This window comes from Nocardioides sp. Z24_21, assembly GCF_058134345.1.
The window spans coordinates 229,408-247,200 of sequence record NZ_JBYTTH010000006.1 but is presented as its reverse complement, the minus strand read 5'-3'; the positions used below and the strand labels follow the sequence as shown (position 1 = coordinate 247,200).

Genomic DNA, 17,793 nt, shown 5'->3' with positions numbered 1-17,793 from the left:
AGGTGGGAGGTGGGATCGCTCAGGCGAAGAACCCGCGGATCGCGGCGGCCAGCTCCTCGGGCACCTCCGTGGCGGCGAAGTGCCCGCCACGCGGGTGCTCGGTCCAGGACGCGAGGAACGTGTTGTCGCGCTCGGCGAAGGGCCGCATCGACCGGAAGTCGTCCGCGAACACCGCGACCCCGATCCGTCCCTCGTTGACACGGGGCTCGCCGTCGCGGTCGGCGTGGTAGAGCCGCGCCGCACCGGCACTGCTGTTGGTGAACCAGTAGAGGCTGACCTGCGTCAGCACCTGCTCGCGGCTCAGCAGGCTCGTGCCCGTGCCGAAGCTCTCGAACAGCTCGTTGTAGGCGAGCTGGCCCACGGGCGAGTCGCTGAGCGCTGCCGCGATGGTCTGGGGGCGGGAGGCGTTCATCGTCGCGAAGCCGTTGACGGTCTGGAACCAGCCCGCGAACTCGAGCGCGGCGTAGTCGGCGGGCACCATCCTCTCGAACTCGGCCGGGTCGCCGGAGGGGAATGAGAACAGCTGTAGGACGTGGGCGCCGAGGAAGCCCTCCGGGGCGAGCATCGCCAGCTCGCGCGAGACGATCGCGCCGTTGTCGGAGCCGTGGGCGCCGTAGGACTCGTAGCCGAGGCCGCGCATCAGGGTGTTCCAGGCCCGCGCGATGCGCGGGGAGTCCCACGCGCCGTCCGCCAGCGGCTGGCTGAACCCGATCCCGGGAAGGGAAGGGATGACCAGGTGGAAGTCGTCGGTGAGGTGCGGGACCAGGTCGAGGAACTCGGCGAATGACCCCGGGTAGGTGTGCAGCAGCAGCAACGGCGTCGCGTCCTCGTTGGCGGACCGGACGTGGACAAGGTGCACGGTCTGCCCGTCGATCTCGGTGAGGAACTGCGGGTAGGCGTTCATCCGCTGCTCCTGCGCCCGCCAGTCGAAGTCGCCGCGCCAGTGGGCGACCATCTCTCGCAGCCAGGCGACCGGCGCGCCGGCCGACCAGTCGTGGGTGCCGGCGGTGTCGGCCGGCTCGGCGGCGTAGCGGGTCCGGTCGAGGCGGGCGTAGAGGTCGTCGATCGCGACCTGCGGGACGTCGACGGTGAAGGGGCGCAGGTCGAGGCTGGCCGTGGTGGAGCTCGGGTTCGTGCTCGGGTTCGGGTTCTGGTGAGAGGTCATGCCGGTACGGTAGGAAGGGATCCGGCACCCTTCGTTCCGGTACTTCCCCTCGTTCGGCGAGAAGATCGTGGAGGTCCCGTGCCGCTCCCGACATCCTCTCGCCTGCTCGCGCTGCTGGGTCTGCTGCAGGCGCGAGCGGTCGTGTCGGCCAGCGACCTCGCGCACCGGCTCGGCGTCGGTGAGCGCACGGTGCGCAAGGACGTCGAGCGGCTCCGCGAGCTCGGCTACCCGATCGACTCGGTGCGCGGGCCCGCCGGCGGCTACCGCTTCCGCGACCACGGTCGGCTGCCGCCGCTGCTGCTCGAGGCCGACGAGGCCGTGGCCGTGGCCGTCGGGCTGAGCAGCGCCGCGACCGTGCGCGGCCTCGAGGAGCCGAGCGCCCTCGCACTGGCCAAGCTCGAACAGGTGCTGCCCGACGGCCTGCGCCGGCGCGTGCGCGCCGTGCACGAGAGCACCGACGTGGGTCCGGCCAACACCGCCACCAACGTCGTCGCCCCCGTGGTCGACGTCGGGCTGCTGGCCGACCTCGCCGCGGCGGTCCGCGACCACGAAGGGCTCCGCCTGCGCTACCGGCCCGGCGGCGCGGGGCTCGAGGAGCGGGTCGAGGCGGACCCCTACCGGCTCGTGAGCTGGCAGGAGCGGTGGTACGTCGTGGCCCGGCGCCGCACCGACGGTGCCTGGCACGCCTACCGCGCCGACTGGCTCGAGCTGCGCACGCCCGGTGCGGGGCGCTTCGCACCCGACCCGCTGGAGGGCGGCGACTACGCGGCGTTCGTCCTGCGCGAGGTGGCGTTCTCGGGATGGTCGGTGCACTGCCGCATCGCGGTCGACGCCCCCGCCGAGGAGGTGCTCGGTCGGATCAACCCGACCGTGGGCGTCGTCGAGACGGTGGACGACGACCACAGCGTCCTAGTCACCGGGGCGGACAGTCTCGAGATGGTCGCGGTGTGGATCGGGATGCTCGGCCTCGACTTCCACGTCGACTCGCCGCCGGAGCTGGTCGGGCACGTCGCGACGCTCGCCACGAGGTACGCCGGCGCCGTCACGCCGCGGTGAGGGCCCCGCCGGCGCTCAGCGGTGCTGGGCGCGCGCGCTGGCGTAGAGGCACACGGCCGCGGCGGTCGACAGGTTGAGGCTCTCGGCCCGTCCGTGGATCGGGATGGCGACGCGGTGGTCGGCCAGGGCGGCCAGCTCGTCGGGCAGGCCCCAGGCCTCGTTGCCGAAGAGCCATGCGGTGGGTCCGGTGAGGTCCGCCTCGAAGAGGTCGACCTCGCCCGCGCCGTCGGCGGCGAGCACCGTCAGGCCGCGCCCCTGTGCGGCCCGGACCGCGGCGGCGGCGTCGGGCTCGACCGCGAACGGCAGGTGGAAGAGGCTGCCGACGGTGCTGCGCACGGTCTTGGGGTTGTAGGCGTCGACCGAGTGCCCGGCGAGGACGACGGCGTCCGCGCCCGCCGCGTCGGCGGTGCGGATCACGGTGCCGGCGTTGCCCGGGTCGCGCACGTCGGCGCAGATGGCGAGCAGGCGCGGCGACGCGGCGACGACGTGCGCCAGGGGGGCGTCGACGTGGCGGCACACCGCGACCACGCCCGCCGGTGACACCGAGTCGGACAGCGAGGCGAGCGCCCGCTCGTCGACCACGGTGACCGGAGCGGATGCGAGGAGCGCGGCGTGCTGCTCGAGCGCGGAGGGCGTCGCGAACACCTCCACGACGCAGCCGTCCACGCCCAGGGCGCCCTCGACCGCCTTGGGCCCGTCGGCAAGGAAGAGCCGCCGCTCGGTGCGTACCGAACGGCGGCTCAGCTTGCGAGCCTCCTTGACGCGAGCGTTGCTCGCGGAGAGGGGCTGCATGTTGCTCAGGCGGAGACCTTGGGCGCGTTGACGTCGTCGGGCAGCGCGGCCTTGGCGGCCTCGACGAGCGCGGCGAAGGCCGGGGCGTCGTGGACGGCGAGCTCGGCGAGGATCTTGCGGTCGACCTCGATGCCGGCCAGGCCGAGGCCCTGGATGAAGCGGTTGTAGGTCATCCCGTTGGCGCGGGCAGCGGCGTTGATGCGCTGGATCCACAGCTTGCGGAAGTTGCCCTTGTTCTTGCGGCGGTCGTTGTAGCTGTAGACCAGGGAGTGGGTGACCTGCTCCTTGGCCTTGCGGTAGAGCCGCGAGCGCTGGCCGCGGTAACCGCTGGCGCGCTCGAGGGTGGTACGACGCTTCTTCTGGGCGTTCACTGCGCGCTTGACGCGTGCCATGGTGCTACTCCTTGGTGCGGGGGAAAGTCGGGAAGGTCGGCGGCTGGGCCACCAGGGGTGAGGCTCAGATGCCGAGCATCTTCTTGGCGCGCTTGACGTCGCCGGGCTCGAGCTCGACCATGCCGGCGTTGCGGCGGTGCTTCTTGCGGCTGCCCGTCGTCGGCGCGGACGCGAACGCGGCGCCGGACTTGCGGCCGGCCTGCAGGCGCATGATCTTGCCCGAGCCGGTCACCTTGAAGCGCTTCTTGGCGCCCGAGTGGGTCTTGTTCTTCGGCATGTCTGCCTCAACTTCCTTGTGCGTGGTTCGTGGTCTGCTGGGGGTGAGCGGCCCGTGCTCAGGCTGTTGTCACGGCTCCGCCGCGACCTGCTCGATCGAGCCCTTCGCTTCGCTCAGGCCTCGATCTCAGGGTCCAGGTTCTCGGAGCGGCCACGCTCCTTCTTCTGGGCCACCGGTCCGGCGGCGTGGGCCGCCTCGCGCTCGGCGTCCTCCTCGGCCTTGCGGTCGGCACGCGCCTGCTCCTTGGTGGCGCGAGCGGCCTCGGCGTCGATCTTGGCGTCGGCCTTCTTCTTGTGCGGGCCGAGGACCATGGTCATGTTGCGGCCGTCCTGCTTGGGAGAGGACTCGACGAAGCCCAGGTCCTGCACGTCCTCCGCGAGCTTCTGGAGGAGCCGGAAGCCGAGCTCGGGGCGGTGCTGCTCGCGACCACGGAACATGATCGTGATCTTGACCTTGTCGCCGGCGCCGAGGAACCGCACGACGTGACCCTTCTTGGTCTCGTAGTCGTGCGAGTCGATCTTGGGACGAAGCTTCATCTCCTTGATGATCACGTTCGTCTGGTTGCGGCGCGCCTCACGAGCCTTCTGGGCGTTCTCGTACTTGAACTTGCCGTAGTCCATGAGCTTGCAGACCGGGGGGCGTCCCTGCGGGGCGATCTCGACGAGGTCGAGGTCGGCCTCCTGGGCCAGCTTGAGTGCCTGGTCGGTCGGCACGATGCCAACGGTCTCGCCGTTGGGTCCTACGAGCCGGACCTCGGGTACGCGGATCCGGTCGTTGATGCGCAGCTCGGTGCTGATGAGTCCTCCAGTGGTTCGGATGGATGGGAGCCCCTGTCGCACCGGTCGTGGATCTCCGGTGCGGGAAATGAACAATGGCTCCCGCTGTTGCCAAGCGGGAGCCAGTCACGACGCGTCCCCCACGAGGGGAAGGCTGGGTGGTCACATCCGTCTCACGACGGTGGTGTCACTGGACCGGACCCGACGATCTGTGGTGCAGGGCGATCGATGCGGGTGGGAGACGGGTGGTGCTCGACTCCGCTTGGCGGGATCGGTGTCGCACGGTGGTGCTGCGCGTCACTGATCGGTCAACACGAAAGGGTAGCGGATCATTCCGTGGAGGGCCCAATCCAGCCGTGCCCGCCCCCACTCTCCGGGTCGTCGCCGATCGCGACCAGCCGCCACCCGGCGGCCAGCCGGGTGAGGTCGTCGCCGTCGACGACGTACGTCGCGGGGCCGGCGAGGTCGACCAACAGTGCCTCGGCGCCGTCCTGCACGGCCGCGGTGGCGGCGGTGGCCGCCGTGACCGGCACCGGCCGCGCCTGCGGGTCCCACCGCGCCATGGTCTCGGTGGAGGTGAACGCCAGCAGGCCGGTGCTCCCGTCCGCCGCCCGCACCAGCACCGCGGCCATGTCGGAGGTCTTGTCGTGGGCCAGCCCCTGGTCGTCGACCTCGACCTCGCCGAGGATCGCCACGACCGGGACGAGCAGCCGTGCATCCTGCAGGGCGGTGAGCACGTCGCCGGACGAGGCCTGACCCGACGCGTGCGCGGCCAGCAGGCCGGCCAGTCGCGGGTCGCCGGCGCCGGTGTCGTCGGCGAACCCCGGGTCGGGGATGGTCCGCACGAGCGGCTCCTGATCCGGGGGGCCGGCGGGGTCTCGGTCGTCGTGGTGCACGCGGCCATTGTCACGGAGGTGTGGTCGGTTGTGGGACTCTGGGCCCGTGGAAGGGACAACCTGGGCCGCTCTGACCGCCGCACTCACCGTGGCGGGTGCCATCTGGACGTGGATCGCGTTCCGCCGCCGCGGAGCCGCCAACGGGCTCCGCGCGATGGGCTTCACGCTCCTGCCCGCGGCCGCCTGGCTGACCGGCACCCTCGAGATGGTCGTCGACATCGCCGGGTCGGTCACCGACTGGGCGACCAGCCTGGTCTTCGACGTCCGCACCTGGGCCGGCGTCGGGCTGGCCGGCCTGGCGCTGGTCCTCTGGGTGGTCAGCGGCTTCATCCGCGACCGCCAGCTCGCCCGCGCCCAGGCCGGCGACGCCGCGCCGGGCCGCACCGGACGCCGCGGCTCGCTCCCCGAGGCGTCCTCCACCCGGACCGGCCCCACCTCCAAGCCGGCGGTCGACGACGAGATGGCCGACATCGAGGCACTGCTGCGCAAGCGCGGCATCGAGTGAGCGACCCGCTCGTCGAGCGCAACCGCCTCTGGTCGCGGCTCACCGCGGCGGTGGCCACGCTCCCCGAGCCGCCGCCGACGCCGATCGCGGTGGTCGACCTCGACGCGTTCGACGCCAATGCCGCCGACCTCGTGCGGCGCGCGGGCGGCAAGCCGGTCCGGGTCGCGTCGAAGTCGCTGCGGGTGCCCTCCCTGATCCGGCGGGCCCTCGCCCACGACGGCTTCTCCGGCGTGCTCGCCTACACCGTCCGCGAGGCGCTCTGGCTCCACGAGACGGGCGTCAGCGACGACATCGTGGTCGCCTATCCGTCGGTGGATGCCGGTGCGCTGTCCCGCCTGGCGTCCTCGCCGTCCGCGGCCGCCGCCATCACCCTCATGGTCGACGACCCGGCCCACCTCGACGCCGTCGACGCCACCCGCGCCTCGCGCGCGGTGCCGGTGCGCGTCGCGCTCGACGTCGACGCCGGCCTGCGGCTCGGCGGGCGCCACATCGGGCCGAAGCGGTCGCCGCTGTTCGACACGGCCGACGTGGTCGCCCTGGCCCGCACCGTCGTCGAGCGCGACGGCTTCCGGCTGGTCGGCGTGATGACCTACGAGGGCCAGGTGGCCGGGGTGCAGGACACCGTGCCGGAGCAGCGGGCCCGGTCGATGGTGGTCCGCAGGCTCAAGCGGGCGTCGATGTCCCAGCTCGAGGGGCGCCGCCGGGAGATCGCCGAGGCCCTGGCCCCACTGGTTGAGCTGGAGTTCTGGAACGGGGGTGGCACCGGCTCCGTGGAGGCCACGGCCGCCGACGGCGCCGTCACCGAGATCGCAGCCGGCTCCGGCCTGCTGGTGCCGCGGATCTTCGACCACTACGCGTCGTTCGAGCCGCGCCCGGCCGCGTTCTTCGGCCTCCCCGTCACCCGCCGGCCCGACCCGACGACGGCCACCGTGCACGGCGGCGGCCTCGTCGCGAGCGGCGCGACCGGTGCCGACCGCTCCCCCGTGCCGTGGGCGCCGACCGGGCTCCGGCTGACCTCGCTGGAGGGGGCCGGCGAGGTGCAGACGCCCCTGGTCGGGCACGCGGCGGCCACCCTCGCGATCGGCGACCTGGTCTGGTTCCGCCACGCCAAGTCCGGCGAGCTGTTCGAGCACGTCCGCGACGTGCACCTGGTGCGCGGTGACGTGGTCACCGACGTCGTGCCGTCCTACCGCGGCTGCGACCAGGCGTTCTGATGGGGGTCGACCCCCGCGAGGTCGCCCGGGAGGTCGTCGAGCGGGTGCAGGCGGCACCGCCGACACTCGGGCCGGGCCGGCTGGTGTGCGTCGACGGTCCCGCGGGGTCGGGCAAGACCACGCTGGCCGAGGCGCTGGCCGGCGTCGCCCCCGGGGCCACCGTCGTGCACTGCGACGAGCTGCTCGAGGGCTGGTCCGGCCTGCCCGGCCTGCCCGCGACCGTCGAGGGCCTGCTGCGCCCGCTGGCCGCGGGCCGGGACGGGCGCTGGCGGCGGTGGGACTGGCACGCCGACGCCTGGGCCGAGGAGCGCGTCGTCGAGCCGGGCGGCCTGCTGGTGCTCGAGGGCGTCGGGTCGTGGTCGCCCGCGATCGCCGACCTGGCCGGCCTGCTGGTGTGGGTCGAGGCCGCCGCCGACGTGCGCCTGGCTCGCTGGACCGCCCGAGACGGCGAGGCGATGCTCGCGCACTGGGAGCAGTGGCGCCTCGACGAGCAGGCGCTGCACGACCGCCTGGAGACCCGCGCCCACGCGGACCTCGTGGTCGTCACCGGCTGACGCGAGGGCGTACGACGTCCCGCCCGGTCGTCGCGCGTGGCGGTGCCCGTCGCGGGGGATCGTGCTGCCTAGGGTGGCCGCCATGGTCTTCCCCAGCGGTGAGCAGTACGAGATCTCGGCGGCCGGCTACACCGCGGTGGTCACCGAGGGCGGCGCGGCGCTGCGGGTCCTGCGGCACCACGGCCGCGACCTGGTGCACGGCTTCGACCGCACCGCGATGTCGAGCGGCGGACGCGGCCAGCTGCTCATGCCCTGGCCCAACCGCATCCGCCGGGGACGCTACTCGTTCGGCGGCCGCGAGCTGCAGCTCGGCCTGACCGACCCCGCCACCGGCAACGCGTCGCACGGGCTGGTGCGCTGGGCGCCCTGGACGGTGGAGGAGCACACCAGCACCTCGGTGTCCCTGGTGCACCGCCTGATGGCACAGACCGGCTATCCCTGGGCGCTCGACCTGCACGTCCTCTACGACCTGTCGGCCGACGGCCTCGTGGTCACCCAGACCGCCACCAACCTGTCCCCCGAGCCCGCCCCCTACGCCAGTGGGGCGCACCCCTACCTCTGCGCCGGCGATGCCGTCGAGGACCTCGAGCTGACGATCCCGGCCCGGACCCGGGTGGTGCTCGACGAGAGCAGGATCCCGACCGGCACCGAGCCCGTGAGCGGGGCGTACGACTTCCGCTCGGGGCGCCGGGTCGGCGACGCCATGCTGGACGACGGCCTCGGCGGGCTCGAGCACGTCGACGGACGGGTCCGGGTGACCCTGGTGGAGCCGACCGAGGGCCGTGGCGTGGCGCTGTGGGCCGACGAGCACCACCGCTGGCTGCAGGTCTTCACCCCGCCCGCCGAGGGGACGCGTCCGGCGCTGGCGGTCGAGCCGATGACCGCCCCGGCCGACGCGTTCAACTCCGGCACCGACGTGGCCACCCTCGCCCCGGCGGGCACGCCGGGCGACGAGCTGTCGGTGTCGTGGGGCATCCAGGTCGTGCTGCCCGCCGACTAGCTCCCCTCGGAGCCAGCGCGGTCGATCAGGGCGCGCAGCTCGCGCACGCCGTCCCGAGCCGCCTTGCCGTCGGAGCCCTGGAACGCCATCGCCGAGACGGAGGTGCCGTCGGCGAGGTCGAGCGTCGCCCAGGGAGCCCCGGACCGCAGGTGCACGGCGACCACCTGCTCCCAGGCCAGCCGCCGGGTGCGGAAGCCGTTGACCACGACCAGACCGGCGCGCTCGGCGGTCACCCGCGCGCGGCCCAGAGCCCAGCCGATCACCCCGAACCCCGCCCCCATGGCGAGGAGGGTGAGTCGCTGGAGGATGTTGAACTTCGCGCGGGTCTCGTCGCCGAAGCCGATCCAGGCGGCGGCGCAGACCACGAGCAGCACCAGGCCGAACCCGACGACGGCGAGGCGCACGCCCATGGGGCGCCACGTGCGGGGCAGGTCGGCGTCGGGGACCGGCGGGCGGCCCTCCGGGCCCTCAGAGGCGGCAGGCATGGATGTCCGTCAGCAGGATCGCGCGGGCGCCGATCGACCAGAGCTCGTCCATCAGGCGCTGCGACCCGGCCCGCGGCACCATCACGCGCACGGCGACCCAGCCCGGCTTGCCGAGCGGGGAGATCGTGGGACCCTCGCGACCCGGCGCCAGCTCGGTGGCCCGGTCGAGGTGCTCCTCCTCGATGTCGTAGTCCATCATCACGAAGCTGCGCGCCACGAGCACGCCCTCGATCCGGCGGCGGAAGATCTCGAAGTCGTCGGGCACCTCGCCGCCGCGGGTGATCAGCACCGCCTGCGAGTCGAGGATGACCTCGCCGAAGGTCTCCAGGCCCGCGGCGCGCAGCGTCGAGCCGGTCTCCACGACGTCGGCGATCACGTCCGCGACCCCGAGCTGGATGCTGGTCTCGACCGCCCCGTCGAGGCGGGTGACCGTGGCGGTGATGCCGTGGCGGAACAGGTAGTCCTCGACCACGCCGACGTACGACGTCGCGATCCGCAGCCCCTCGAGGTCGGCCAGCGAGGTGTAGCGGCCCACGGGGCCGGCGAAGTGGAAGCGGGAGCGGCCGAAGCCGAGCGTCATGACCTCCTCCGCCTTGGCGCCCGAGTCGAGCAGCAGGTCGCGCCCGGTGATGCCGACGTCGAGGGTGCCCTCGCCGACGTAGAGGGCGATGTCGCGCGGCCGGAGGTAGAAGAACTCGACGTCGTTCTCGGTGTCGACGAGCGCGAGCTCCTTGGAGTCGCTGCGCTGGCGGTAGCCGGACTCGCGGAGGATGTCGGTGGCTGCCTGGGACAGCGATCCCTTGTTGGGGATGGCGATGCGGAGGGTCATGCGAAGGTCACCGGGGCTCTCACAGGTGGGCGTAGACGTCGTCGAGGGTCAGGCCGGAGGCGAGCATCAGCACCTGCGCGTGGTAGAGCAGCTGGCTGATCTCGAGGGCGGTGGCGTCCTTGCCCTCGTGCTCGGCGGCCATCCAGGACTCGGCGGCCTCCTCCAGGAGCTTCTTGCCGATCGCATGGACCCCGGCGTCGAGCTGGCGGACCGTGCCGGACCCCTCGGGGCGCTCCTCGGCCTTGGCGGACAGCTCCGACCACAGCTCCTCGAACGTCTTCACGAGGCCCTAGCCTAGGTGCTGCCGGGTGCGTCCCGGGCCACCGGTCCGGTCCCCGGCGTCAGTGCGCGCGGAGGGTCCTCCCGACGACGACCTCCCCTCAAGGGCTCCCGCAGGCGGGGCGTAGCGGGTTGACTCGAAGTCGAGGCGGCACGAGCTGCCCGAGGACGACGGACCACGGACGAAGAGGAGCCACCCGCCATGCGCCAGGTAGTCATGCACGCCCCCGGGGACGTACGGGTCGAGGAGCGCCCCGACCCCACCATCGTCGAGCCGACGGATGCCATCATCCGGTTGAGCGCGAGCTGCATCTGCGGCAGCGACCTGTGGCCCTATCGCGGCGCGGAGCCGATCGCGGACCAGGTGATGGGCCACGAGTACGTCGGGGTGGTCGAGCAGGTCGGTGAGGACGTGCGCACCGTCGAGGTCGGCGACTTCGTCGTGGGCTCGTTCTGGGCATCCGACAACACGTGCGAGATCTGCCGGTCCGGCTACCAGGCCTACTGCATCCACCGCGTCCTGATGGGCACCATCGGCACCCAGTCCGAGCTCGCCCGGATCCCGCTCGCCGACGGCACGCTGGTCAAGACGCCCGGCGTGCCGGAGCCCGACCTCATCCCGTCCCTCATGGCCGCCTCCGACGTGCTCGGCACGGGCTGGTTCGCCGCCGTCGCCGCCGAGGCAGGGCCGGGGAGGACCGTCGCAGTCGTGGGCGACGGCGCCGTCGGCCTGCTCGGCGTCCTCGCCGCCAAGCAGCTCGGCGCGGAGCGCATCATCGCGTTCAGCCGCCACGCCGACCGCCAGGCCCTGGCGCGCGAGTTCGGGGCCACCGAGATCGTCGAGGAGCGCGGCGCGGAGGGCGTCGCCAGGGTCAAGGAGCTCACCCATGGGCTCGGCGCGCACTCGGTCGTCGAGGCAGTCGGGACACAGGAGTCGATGATGCAGGCCATCCACGCGACCCGCCCCGGAGGGCACGTCGGGTTCGTCGGCGTCTCCCACGACGTCGCCATCCCCGGCGACGAGCTGTTCATGGCCGGCGTCCACCTCCACGGCGGCCCCGCCCCCGTGCGCCGGTTCCTCCCGGAGCTCGTCCAGCTCATCTGGGACCGACGGATCGACCCCGGCAAGGTCTTCGACCTCGCCCTGCCGCTCGACGAGGCCGCCCAAGGCTACGCCGCGATGGACCAGCGCACCGCCATCAAGGTGCTGCTCACGGTGTGAGCACCCGTCCCGGGGGGACTACCGAGGCTGGTCGGCCCACACCGCCCGCACCACGCGGGCGGTGTCGAGCGCGGCGGAGGCGGCCTCCCATCCCTTGTCCTCGGCCGAGCCCGGGAGGCCGGCACGGTCCAGTGCCTGCTCCTCGGTGTCACAGGTCAGCACGCCGAAGCCCACCGGCACCGCGTGCTCGACGCTGACCCGGGTCAGGCCGTCGGTGGCCGCCGAGCAGACGTACTCGAAGTGCGGCGTCCCGCCGCGGATCACGACCCCGAGGGCCACCACCGCGTCGTAGCCGGCCCGCGCCAGCGCGGCCGCGACCACCGGCAGCTCGAAGGTGCCCGGCACCCGGACCATCTCCGGATCGGCGATCCCGTACGCCGCCAACGCGCGCTCGGCGCCGCCGACCAGTCCGTCCATCACCTGGGTGTGCCAGCTCGCCGCGACGACCGCGACCCGCAGGCCGCTGGCGTCGTAGGGCTGGGACGTGGGTGCTCCGGCTCCGCTCATGCGTGCTCTCCTTCTCTTGCGACCTGCTCGGACGGCTCGAGGTGCTCGGCCTGGTGGTCGATGGCCTCCGCGGGGAGGTCGAGCGCCGGGGCGCTCGTCCCGGGCAGGTGGTGACCCATCCGCTCGGCCTTGGTGCGCAGGTAGGCCTCGTTGTGCACCGTCGGGCTGATCGCCAGCGGGACCCGCTCGGCCACGCGGATGCCGAAGTCCTCCAGGCTGGCGGTCTTGTCGGGGTTGTTGGTCATCAGCCGCACCGACGCGATGCCGAGGTCGCGCAGCACCTGCGTCGCGGTGCCGTAGTGGCGGGCGTCGGCGGGCAGGCCGAGGTCGAGGTTGGCGTCGACGGTGTCGCGGCCGCCGTCCTGGAGCTGGTAGGCCTGCAGCTTGGCGACCAGCCCGATGCCGCGACCCTCGTGGCCGCGCAGGTAGACCACCACTCCCCTGCCCTCGGCGACGATCGCGCGCAGCGCCTCGTCGAGCTGGGGGCCGCAGTCGCAGCGCTCGCTGCCGAACACGTCGCCGGTCAGGCACTCGCTGTGCACCCGGGTCAGCACCGGCTCGTCGCCGGACAGGTCGCCGTGCACGAGGGCGACGTGCTCGCTGTCGTCGATGGTGATGCGGTAGCCGTAGGCGGTGAAGTCGCCGTGCCGAGTGGGCAGCCGCGTCTCGGCGACCCGCTCGACGTGGCGCTCGTGGCGGCGGCGGTAGCGGACCAGGTCGTCGATCGAGATCATCGCCAGGCCGTGCTCGTCGGCGAACTCCCGCAGCTCGGGACCCCGCTTCATGGTGCCGTCGTCGTTGACGACCTCGACCAGCACGCCGGCCGGCGTCAGCCCGGCGAGCCGGGCCAGGTCGACGGCCGCCTCCGTGTGTCCGCGGCGCACCAGCACGCCGCCCTCGCGGTAGCGCAGCGGGAAGACGTGCCCGGGGCGGGTGAGCTCCCACGGCTCGGTGGCGGAGTCCGCGAGGGTCCGCGCGGTGTGGGCCCGGTCGGCGGCGCTGATGCCGGTGGAGACGCCGTCGCGGGCGTCGACCGAGATCGTGTAGGCCGTGCGCAGCTTGTCCTTGTTGTGCGGGGTCATCAGCGGGATCTCGAGCCGCTCGAGCATGTCGCCCGGCATCGGCACGCAGATCACGCCGCTGGAGTGACGGATCGTGAAGGCCATCAGCTCCGGGGTCGCCTTCGCGGCGGCGAAGATGATGTCGCCCTCGTTCTCGCGGTCCTCGTCGTCGACGACGATGACCGCACGTCCTGCGGCGATGTCGGCGACGGCGCGCTCGACCGGGTCGAGGCGGACGGGGTCGGGTCCGGGGTCGGGGGCGGGCTCGTGGGTCTCGCTCATGCCGACACCGCCTCGCTGCTGCGGTCGGTGTCGGTCGTGTCGACGACCGTGCGGCTGGCCCGCATCCACACCACGAAGCCCATCACGACGAAGACGGCGTAGAAGAGGTACATGCCGGCCGTGGGGTAGTAGCCGGCCTGGACGAGGGTGGTCACCCCGACGATGTCGACGAGGATCCAGATCAACCAGAACTCGACCCAGCCGCGGGCCATGCCGTAGGTCGCGAGCATCGAGCCGGCGAGGATCCACGCCTCGGTGGTCGGGCCCCAGGAGCCCAGGACCTGGGTGAGGAGCACGTAGGCCGCCGCGTAGCCGACGACGCCGACCACGAGCAGCTGGATCCGCTCGGCACCGGTCGCCCAGCGGGGCGCGATGGCTCCGCCGTCGGACGCGCCCCCGGCGCGGCGTACCCGCGTCCAGCGCCACCAGCCGTAGAGGGAGACCGCGGCGAAGAAGACCTGTCGCCCGGCCTGGCCCCACAGCGGCTCGTCGATCTGGCCGGAGAGCTCGCCGGTGGCGAAGACGGTGAAGAGCAGGACGTTGCCGACCAGGCCGATCGGCCAGGCCCACACCAGGCGCTTCATGCCGAGGATCGCGCTGGCCAGGCCGAAGACGTTGCCGACGACCTCGCGGACACCGAGCTCCCCGCCGCCCACCGGGATGGTGCCGTGGATGAGCCATTCGAGAAGGGACATCATTCTTCCTCGTCGTTCGTACGGGCGGGGGCGTGGACGCCGAGCAGCTTCTCGACGTGCTTGGCGATGACGTCGGCCTCGAGGTTGACCAGGTCGCCGACGCGGCGGGACCCGAGCGTCGTGCGGGCGAGGGTCTCGGGGATCAGGCTGACGGTGAAGCTGGAGTCGTAGGCCTCGACCACGGTGAGGCTCACGCCGTCGACGGTGATCGAGCCCTTGTCGACGAGGTAGCGGGCGAGGTGGGCGGGCAGCGAGACCTCCACGACGTCCCAGTGCTCGCTGGGCGTGCGCGAGAGGATCTCGCCGACACCGTCGACGTGGCCCTGGACGATGTGGCCGCCGAGACGGGTGCCGAGGGTCACGGCGCGCTCGAGGTTGACCCGGTCGCCGGGCGCGACGCCGCGCAGGGAGGTCTTGTCGAGCGTCTCCTGCATGAGGTCGGCGGTCCACCGCCCGTCCCCGATCTCCGAGACGGTGAGGCAGCAGCCGTTGACGGCGATGGAGTCGCCCGGCGCGGTGCCCTCGAGCACGGTGTCGGCCTCGACGGTGAGCCGGATGGCGTCGCCCTGGTCGGTGACCTCGGCGACGGTGCCGAGCTCCTCCACGATCCCGGTGAACATTCAGTGCCTCCTCAGGGGCGTCATGGTGAGCCGGATGTTGGTGTCCTCGCCGTCGCCGCCGGGCAGCACGTGCACGTCGTCGACGCGCAGGTGCCGGGCGTCCGCGATCGTCTCGATGCCGAGGTCCGCGACGGCGCTGGTGCCGGCGCCGAGCAGCATCGGCGCGACGTAGGCGACCACCTCGTCGACGAGGTCCGCCTGCAGGAACGCGCGGGCCAGCGACGGTCCCCCCTCGAGGAACACGTGCTGGCGGTCGAGCGCGCGGAGCCGGGCGAGCGCCTCGTGGGGGTCGCGGGTGCGGAGGTGCACCGTCTCGGCGCGGTCGTCGAGGACCCGTCGGTCGGGCGCCAGGTCGCGCAGCCCCATCACCGCACGTAGCGGCTGGATCGCCACCGGCCGGTCGAGCTCGTCGCGCACGGTGAGCTGGGGGTCGTCGACCTCGACGGTGTGGGTGCCGACGAGCATCGTGTCGCACTGCGCGCGCAGGCGGTGCGTGTCGAGGCGGGCCGCGCGGCTCGACACCCAGCGGCTGGTGCCGTCGGCCGCCGCGCTGCGACCGTCGAGGGAGGTGGCGAACTTCCAGGTGACGAAGGGGCGGGCGTGGATGACGGCGAACGTCCACACGCGGTTGACCGCCTCCGCCTCCGCGGCCAGCAGCCCCGACTCGACGTCGACGCCGGCGTCGCGCAGTCGGCGGTCACCGCCGCTGGCCGCCGGGTTGGGGTCGGCCTGTGCGTAGACGACGCGGCGTACGCCCGCCGCGACCAGGGCCTCGCTGCACGGTCCGGTGCGGCCGGTGTGGTCGCACGGCTCGAGCGTGACCACGGCAGTGGCCCCGCGTGCCGCCTCCCCGGCCTCGGCCAGCGCGGCGGCCTCGGCGTGCGGCGTACCGGCGCCGCGGTGGAAGCCCTCGGCGATCGTGGAGCCGTCCGCCGCGAGCAGCACGCAGCCGACGCGCGGGTTGGGGCCGAGCGGCACCCCGGGGGCGACGGCGATCGCCAGCGCGCGGCGCATCGCGCGCCGCTCCGCCTCGCTGCTCGTCATCTCCGCCTCCGGTCCGTGTGGGACTCCGGGGGGCGGGCGACGGGGCACGCGGTCCCCGGTCGGGGACGACGCACGAGCCGTCAGCGTGCACTTCTCATCCGGACTATGACCGTCGGTCCAGGAGTTCCACCTGGTCAACCGGCCACTGGCGGTGGTCGGGTCGCGGACTGTGACCGCCGGTGCGGAGTTCCACCGCCCCCAGAGCACGCAAGCTCTTGTGGGCGCAACTCTGCCACAGCGCGAGCCATTCCCTCACCCGGCTCCACCGGTGAGATGGGCGACACCGTGTCGCGGCCGAGCGCCGTCAGACCTGGTCGAGGAAGCGGTCGAAGACCCGCGCGCCGAACTCGAGGGCGTCGACCGGCACCCGCTCGTCCACGCCGTGGAAGAGGGCGGTGAAGTCGAGGTCGGCCGGCAGCCGCAGCGGCGCGAAGCCGTAGGAGCGCATGTCGAGCGTGCGGAAGTGCTTGGCGTCGGTGCCGCCCGACATCAGGTAGGGCGCGACGATCGCCTCGGGGTCCTCGGCGAGCAGGCTGCGGGTCATCGCCGCCACCAGGTCGCCGTCGTACGGCGTCTCCCACGGGTCTTGCTTGGACTCGAAGTCGAACTCGATGCCGTCGCCGGCGAGCTCGCGCAGCGTCGCGAAGAACTCGTCCTCGTAGCCGGGCAGGAAGCGCCCATCGACCGTGGCCTGCGCGTCGGTGGGGATGACGTTGGTCTTGTAGCCGGCGCGCAGCATCGTCGGGTTGGCGGTGTTGCGGATGACCGCGCCGAGCATCCGGGCGGCGTCGCCGAACTCCTCCACCAGCGCCTCGGCGTTGTCGGGCGTCGCCTCCGTGCCGGCGAGCTCGGCGACGCTCGCGAGCAGCACCTCCATGGTCGGGGTCAGCCGCACGGGCCACTGGTGCGCGCCGATGCGGGCGACCGCGCCGGCGAGCCGGGTGACGGCGTTGTCGTCGTTGATCATCGAGCCATGGCCGGCCCGGCCGCGGGCCGTCAGCCGCATCCACGCCATGCCCTTCTCGGCCGCCTCGATGAGGTAGACCCGGCGTCCGCGCACGGTGGCCGAGAAGCCGCCCACCTCGCCGACGGCCTCCGAGCAGTCGGCGAACCAGTCGGCGTGCTGGTCGACGAGGACCCCGGCGCCGTGGTGGCCACCCGCCTCCTCGTCGGCGGTGAAGCACAGCACCAGCTCGCGGTCGGGCACCGCGCCGGCCGCCGCCCGCGCCCGTACGACGCTGAGCAGCATGGCGTCGAAGTCCTTCATGTCGACCGCACCCCGGCCCCACACGTGCCCGTCGCGGATCTCGCCGGCGAACGGGTCGACCTGCCAGTCGGAGGCCTCCGCGGGCACGACGTCGAGGTGGCCGTGGAGCAGCAGCGGGGCACGGCCGTCGCCGCCGCCCCAGCGCGCCACGACGTTGGCCCGACCCGGCAGGCCCTCGATGACCTCGGCGTCGATGCCGACCTCGTCGAGCAGGCCCGCGACGTGCTCGGCCGCCTTCCGCTCCCCCGGCCCCTCGTCGGTGCCGTAGTTGGAGGTGTCGATGCGGATGAGCTCCTGGCACAGCCGCACCACCTCCGCCGCAGGGTCGTAGGAGCGGTCCTGCGAGCGGTCCTGCGAGAGGTCCCGGGGCGCCTGTTCCATGCCGCCCATCCTGCCCCACGAGCGAGCACCAGCCCCGATTCGTTGGTGGGAAGCGGCTTTGCTACTGTTTCCCAGCACTCGTCCGGGTGGCGGAATTGGCAGACGCGCTAGCTTGAGGTGCTAGTGCCCGTATTAGGGCGTGGGGGTTCAAGTCCCCCCTCGGACACCACGGTTGGACAGTCAGGGCCTCGCGAGAGCGGGGCCCTGACTGCTTCCCGCGACCTGGTTGTCCGACCTGCTTCTCGACGCGGGTCCGGGCGTCACCGATCCCTGCAGAAAGTCCCCTTGGCGGACAGTCCCCTCGGCGGTGTGCCAGCTGTCGGCGAGACGGCAACCACTGGGCCCGGAGGTCCTCCGGGGGAGGTCTGACTGGGTGTGTCCCCATTGGCTGGGCGAGTTGTACAGGGACCGTGCGGCGCATGCCGCACCCTGGACACATCCGCGCGCAGGCAGGACGCGAGAACGGAGAAGACGCCCTCGCGTGGTCGTCATCG

The 17,793-nt window shown here is 72.9% G+C and carries 21 protein-coding genes, 1 tRNA gene and 1 riboswitch; of the genes, 7 read left to right on the top strand and 15 right to left on the bottom strand.

Annotation, left to right across the window (positions count from 1 at the left end):
• Positions 1 to 19: 19 nt before the first annotated feature.
• Positions 20 to 1,165 carry an epoxide hydrolase family protein gene (locus tag AC3X7Z_RS18615; RefSeq protein WP_489976849.1) on the bottom strand — a complete coding sequence of 382 codons (1,146 nt, stop codon included), beginning with the start codon at positions 1,163 to 1,165 and terminating at the stop codon, positions 20 to 22.
• A 78-nt stretch (positions 1,166 to 1,243) separates the two neighbouring features.
• Here AC3X7Z_RS18615 and AC3X7Z_RS18610 point away from each other — a divergent pair, with 78 nt between their 5' ends.
• The gene (locus tag AC3X7Z_RS18610; protein WP_186342684.1) at positions 1,244 to 2,221 is read left to right on the top strand and encodes a helix-turn-helix transcriptional regulator; all 978 of its coding nucleotides are present in this window, start codon (positions 1,244 to 1,246) and stop codon (positions 2,219 to 2,221) included.
• Positions 2,222 to 2,236: 15 nt separating this feature from the next.
• Here the strand turns inward: AC3X7Z_RS18610 and AC3X7Z_RS18605 are convergent, their stop codons facing one another.
• The 5 genes from AC3X7Z_RS18605 to AC3X7Z_RS18585 all read right to left on the bottom strand — a co-directional run bounded on the left by AC3X7Z_RS18605 (position 2,237) and on the right by AC3X7Z_RS18585 (position 5,303).
• On the bottom strand, positions 2,237 to 3,013 hold the full coding sequence (locus AC3X7Z_RS18605) for a TrmH family RNA methyltransferase (protein WP_489976848.1): 777 nt from the start codon (positions 3,011 to 3,013) through the stop codon (positions 2,237 to 2,239).
• Positions 3,014 to 3,018: 5 nt separating this feature from the next.
• The gene (gene rplT, locus AC3X7Z_RS18600; protein WP_186342683.1) at positions 3,019 to 3,405 is read right to left on the bottom strand and encodes a 50S ribosomal protein L20; all 387 of its coding nucleotides are present in this window, start codon (positions 3,403 to 3,405) and stop codon (positions 3,019 to 3,021) included.
• Positions 3,406 to 3,469: 64 nt separating this feature from the next.
• The gene (locus tag AC3X7Z_RS18595) at positions 3,470 to 3,682 is read right to left on the bottom strand and encodes a large ribosomal subunit protein bL35 (protein WP_056909573.1); all 213 of its coding nucleotides are present in this window, start codon (positions 3,680 to 3,682) and stop codon (positions 3,470 to 3,472) included.
• Positions 3,683 to 3,795: 113 nt separating this feature from the next.
• Complete coding sequence (infC, locus tag AC3X7Z_RS18590; RefSeq protein WP_313960531.1) at positions 3,796 to 4,521, bottom strand: translation initiation factor IF-3; 726 nt, start codon at positions 4,519 to 4,521, stop codon at positions 3,796 to 3,798.
• Positions 4,522 to 4,787: 266 nt separating this feature from the next.
• Complete coding sequence (locus AC3X7Z_RS18585; protein ID WP_241005101.1) at positions 4,788 to 5,303, bottom strand: SseB family protein; 516 nt, start codon at positions 5,301 to 5,303, stop codon at positions 4,788 to 4,790.
• A 97-nt stretch (positions 5,304 to 5,400) separates the two neighbouring features.
• On the opposite strand from AC3X7Z_RS18585, the gene AC3X7Z_RS18580 reads away from it, so the two are divergent.
• From AC3X7Z_RS18580 to AC3X7Z_RS18565, 4 genes are all read left to right on the top strand, one after another.
• The gene (locus AC3X7Z_RS18580; protein WP_186342707.1) at positions 5,401 to 5,859 is read left to right on the top strand and encodes a cellulose synthase; all 459 of its coding nucleotides are present in this window, start codon (positions 5,401 to 5,403) and stop codon (positions 5,857 to 5,859) included.
• Positions 5,856 to 7,073, top strand: a complete 1,218-nt coding sequence (locus tag AC3X7Z_RS18575; protein ID WP_489976847.1) for an amino acid deaminase/aldolase — start codon at positions 5,856 to 5,858, stop codon at positions 7,071 to 7,073. The genes AC3X7Z_RS18580 and AC3X7Z_RS18575 overlap by 4 nt, the downstream gene beginning before the upstream one ends.
• Positions 7,073 to 7,627 (top strand): uridine kinase family protein, encoded by a 555-nt coding sequence (locus AC3X7Z_RS18570; protein ID WP_489976846.1) that lies wholly within the window; start codon positions 7,073 to 7,075, stop codon positions 7,625 to 7,627. Before AC3X7Z_RS18575 ends, AC3X7Z_RS18570 begins: the two co-directional genes overlap by 1 nt.
• Positions 7,628 to 7,709: 82 nt before the next feature.
• Positions 7,710 to 8,627 (top strand): aldose 1-epimerase family protein, encoded by a 918-nt coding sequence (locus AC3X7Z_RS18565; RefSeq protein WP_489976845.1) that lies wholly within the window; start codon positions 7,710 to 7,712, stop codon positions 8,625 to 8,627.
• Here the strand turns inward: AC3X7Z_RS18565 and AC3X7Z_RS18560 are convergent.
• The 3 genes from AC3X7Z_RS18560 to AC3X7Z_RS18550 are packed head-to-tail and all read right to left on the bottom strand — an operon-like array spanning position 8,624 to position 10,224.
• The gene (locus tag AC3X7Z_RS18560) at positions 8,624 to 9,112 is read right to left on the bottom strand and encodes a PH domain-containing protein (RefSeq protein ID WP_186342679.1); all 489 of its coding nucleotides are present in this window, start codon (positions 9,110 to 9,112) and stop codon (positions 8,624 to 8,626) included. The genes AC3X7Z_RS18565 and AC3X7Z_RS18560 overlap by 4 nt on opposite strands.
• On the bottom strand, positions 9,096 to 9,941 hold the full coding sequence (gene hisG / locus AC3X7Z_RS18555; RefSeq protein WP_186342678.1) for an ATP phosphoribosyltransferase: 846 nt from the start codon (positions 9,939 to 9,941) through the stop codon (positions 9,096 to 9,098). Before hisG ends, AC3X7Z_RS18560 begins: the two co-directional genes overlap by 17 nt.
• Positions 9,942 to 9,960: 19 nt before the next feature.
• Positions 9,961 to 10,224, bottom strand: coding sequence for a phosphoribosyl-ATP diphosphatase (locus AC3X7Z_RS18550; protein WP_489976844.1), 264 nt, complete (start codon positions 10,222 to 10,224; stop codon positions 9,961 to 9,963).
• 198 nt (positions 10,225 to 10,422) lie between these two features.
• Between AC3X7Z_RS18550 and AC3X7Z_RS18545 the strand changes: the two genes are divergently transcribed.
• Positions 10,423 to 11,442 (top strand): zinc-dependent alcohol dehydrogenase family protein, encoded by a 1,020-nt coding sequence (locus tag AC3X7Z_RS18545; RefSeq protein ID WP_186342676.1) that lies wholly within the window; start codon positions 10,423 to 10,425, stop codon positions 11,440 to 11,442.
• Between the two features lie 18 nt (positions 11,443 to 11,460).
• Here the strand turns inward: AC3X7Z_RS18545 and ribH are convergent, their stop codons facing one another.
• From ribH to AC3X7Z_RS18515, 6 genes are all read right to left on the bottom strand, one after another.
• On the bottom strand, positions 11,461 to 11,949 hold the full coding sequence (ribH, locus tag AC3X7Z_RS18540; protein ID WP_489976843.1) for a 6,7-dimethyl-8-ribityllumazine synthase: 489 nt from the start codon (positions 11,947 to 11,949) through the stop codon (positions 11,461 to 11,463).
• Positions 11,946 to 13,292, bottom strand: coding sequence for a bifunctional 3,4-dihydroxy-2-butanone-4-phosphate synthase/GTP cyclohydrolase II (locus tag AC3X7Z_RS18535; protein WP_489976842.1), 1,347 nt, complete (start codon positions 13,290 to 13,292; stop codon positions 11,946 to 11,948). The genes ribH and AC3X7Z_RS18535 overlap by 4 nt, the downstream gene beginning before the upstream one ends.
• Positions 13,289 to 13,990 (bottom strand): nicotinamide riboside transporter PnuC, encoded by a 702-nt coding sequence (pnuC, locus tag AC3X7Z_RS18530; RefSeq protein ID WP_206054360.1) that lies wholly within the window; start codon positions 13,988 to 13,990, stop codon positions 13,289 to 13,291. The genes AC3X7Z_RS18535 and pnuC overlap by 4 nt, the downstream gene beginning before the upstream one ends.
• On the bottom strand, positions 13,987 to 14,607 hold the full coding sequence (locus AC3X7Z_RS18525) for a riboflavin synthase (RefSeq protein WP_186342672.1): 621 nt from the start codon (positions 14,605 to 14,607) through the stop codon (positions 13,987 to 13,989). Before AC3X7Z_RS18525 ends, pnuC begins: the two co-directional genes overlap by 4 nt.
• Entirely contained in the window at positions 14,608 to 15,651 is a 1,044-nt protein-coding gene (ribD, locus tag AC3X7Z_RS18520; protein ID WP_489976841.1) for a bifunctional diaminohydroxyphosphoribosylaminopyrimidine deaminase/5-amino-6-(5-phosphoribosylamino)uracil reductase RibD, read from the bottom strand.
• Between the two features lie 81 nt (positions 15,652 to 15,732).
• Positions 15,733 to 15,862: riboswitch (FMN riboswitch) on the bottom strand.
• Between the two features lie 93 nt (positions 15,863 to 15,955).
• Positions 15,956 to 17,299 (bottom strand): M20/M25/M40 family metallo-hydrolase, encoded by a 1,344-nt coding sequence (locus AC3X7Z_RS18515; RefSeq protein WP_186342671.1) that lies wholly within the window; start codon positions 17,297 to 17,299, stop codon positions 15,956 to 15,958.
• Between the two features lie 80 nt (positions 17,300 to 17,379).
• Between AC3X7Z_RS18515 and AC3X7Z_RS18510 the strand changes: the two genes are divergently transcribed.
• Positions 17,380 to 17,468: transfer RNA gene (locus AC3X7Z_RS18510), tRNA-Leu, on the top strand.
• Positions 17,469 to 17,793 lie beyond the last annotated feature (325 nt).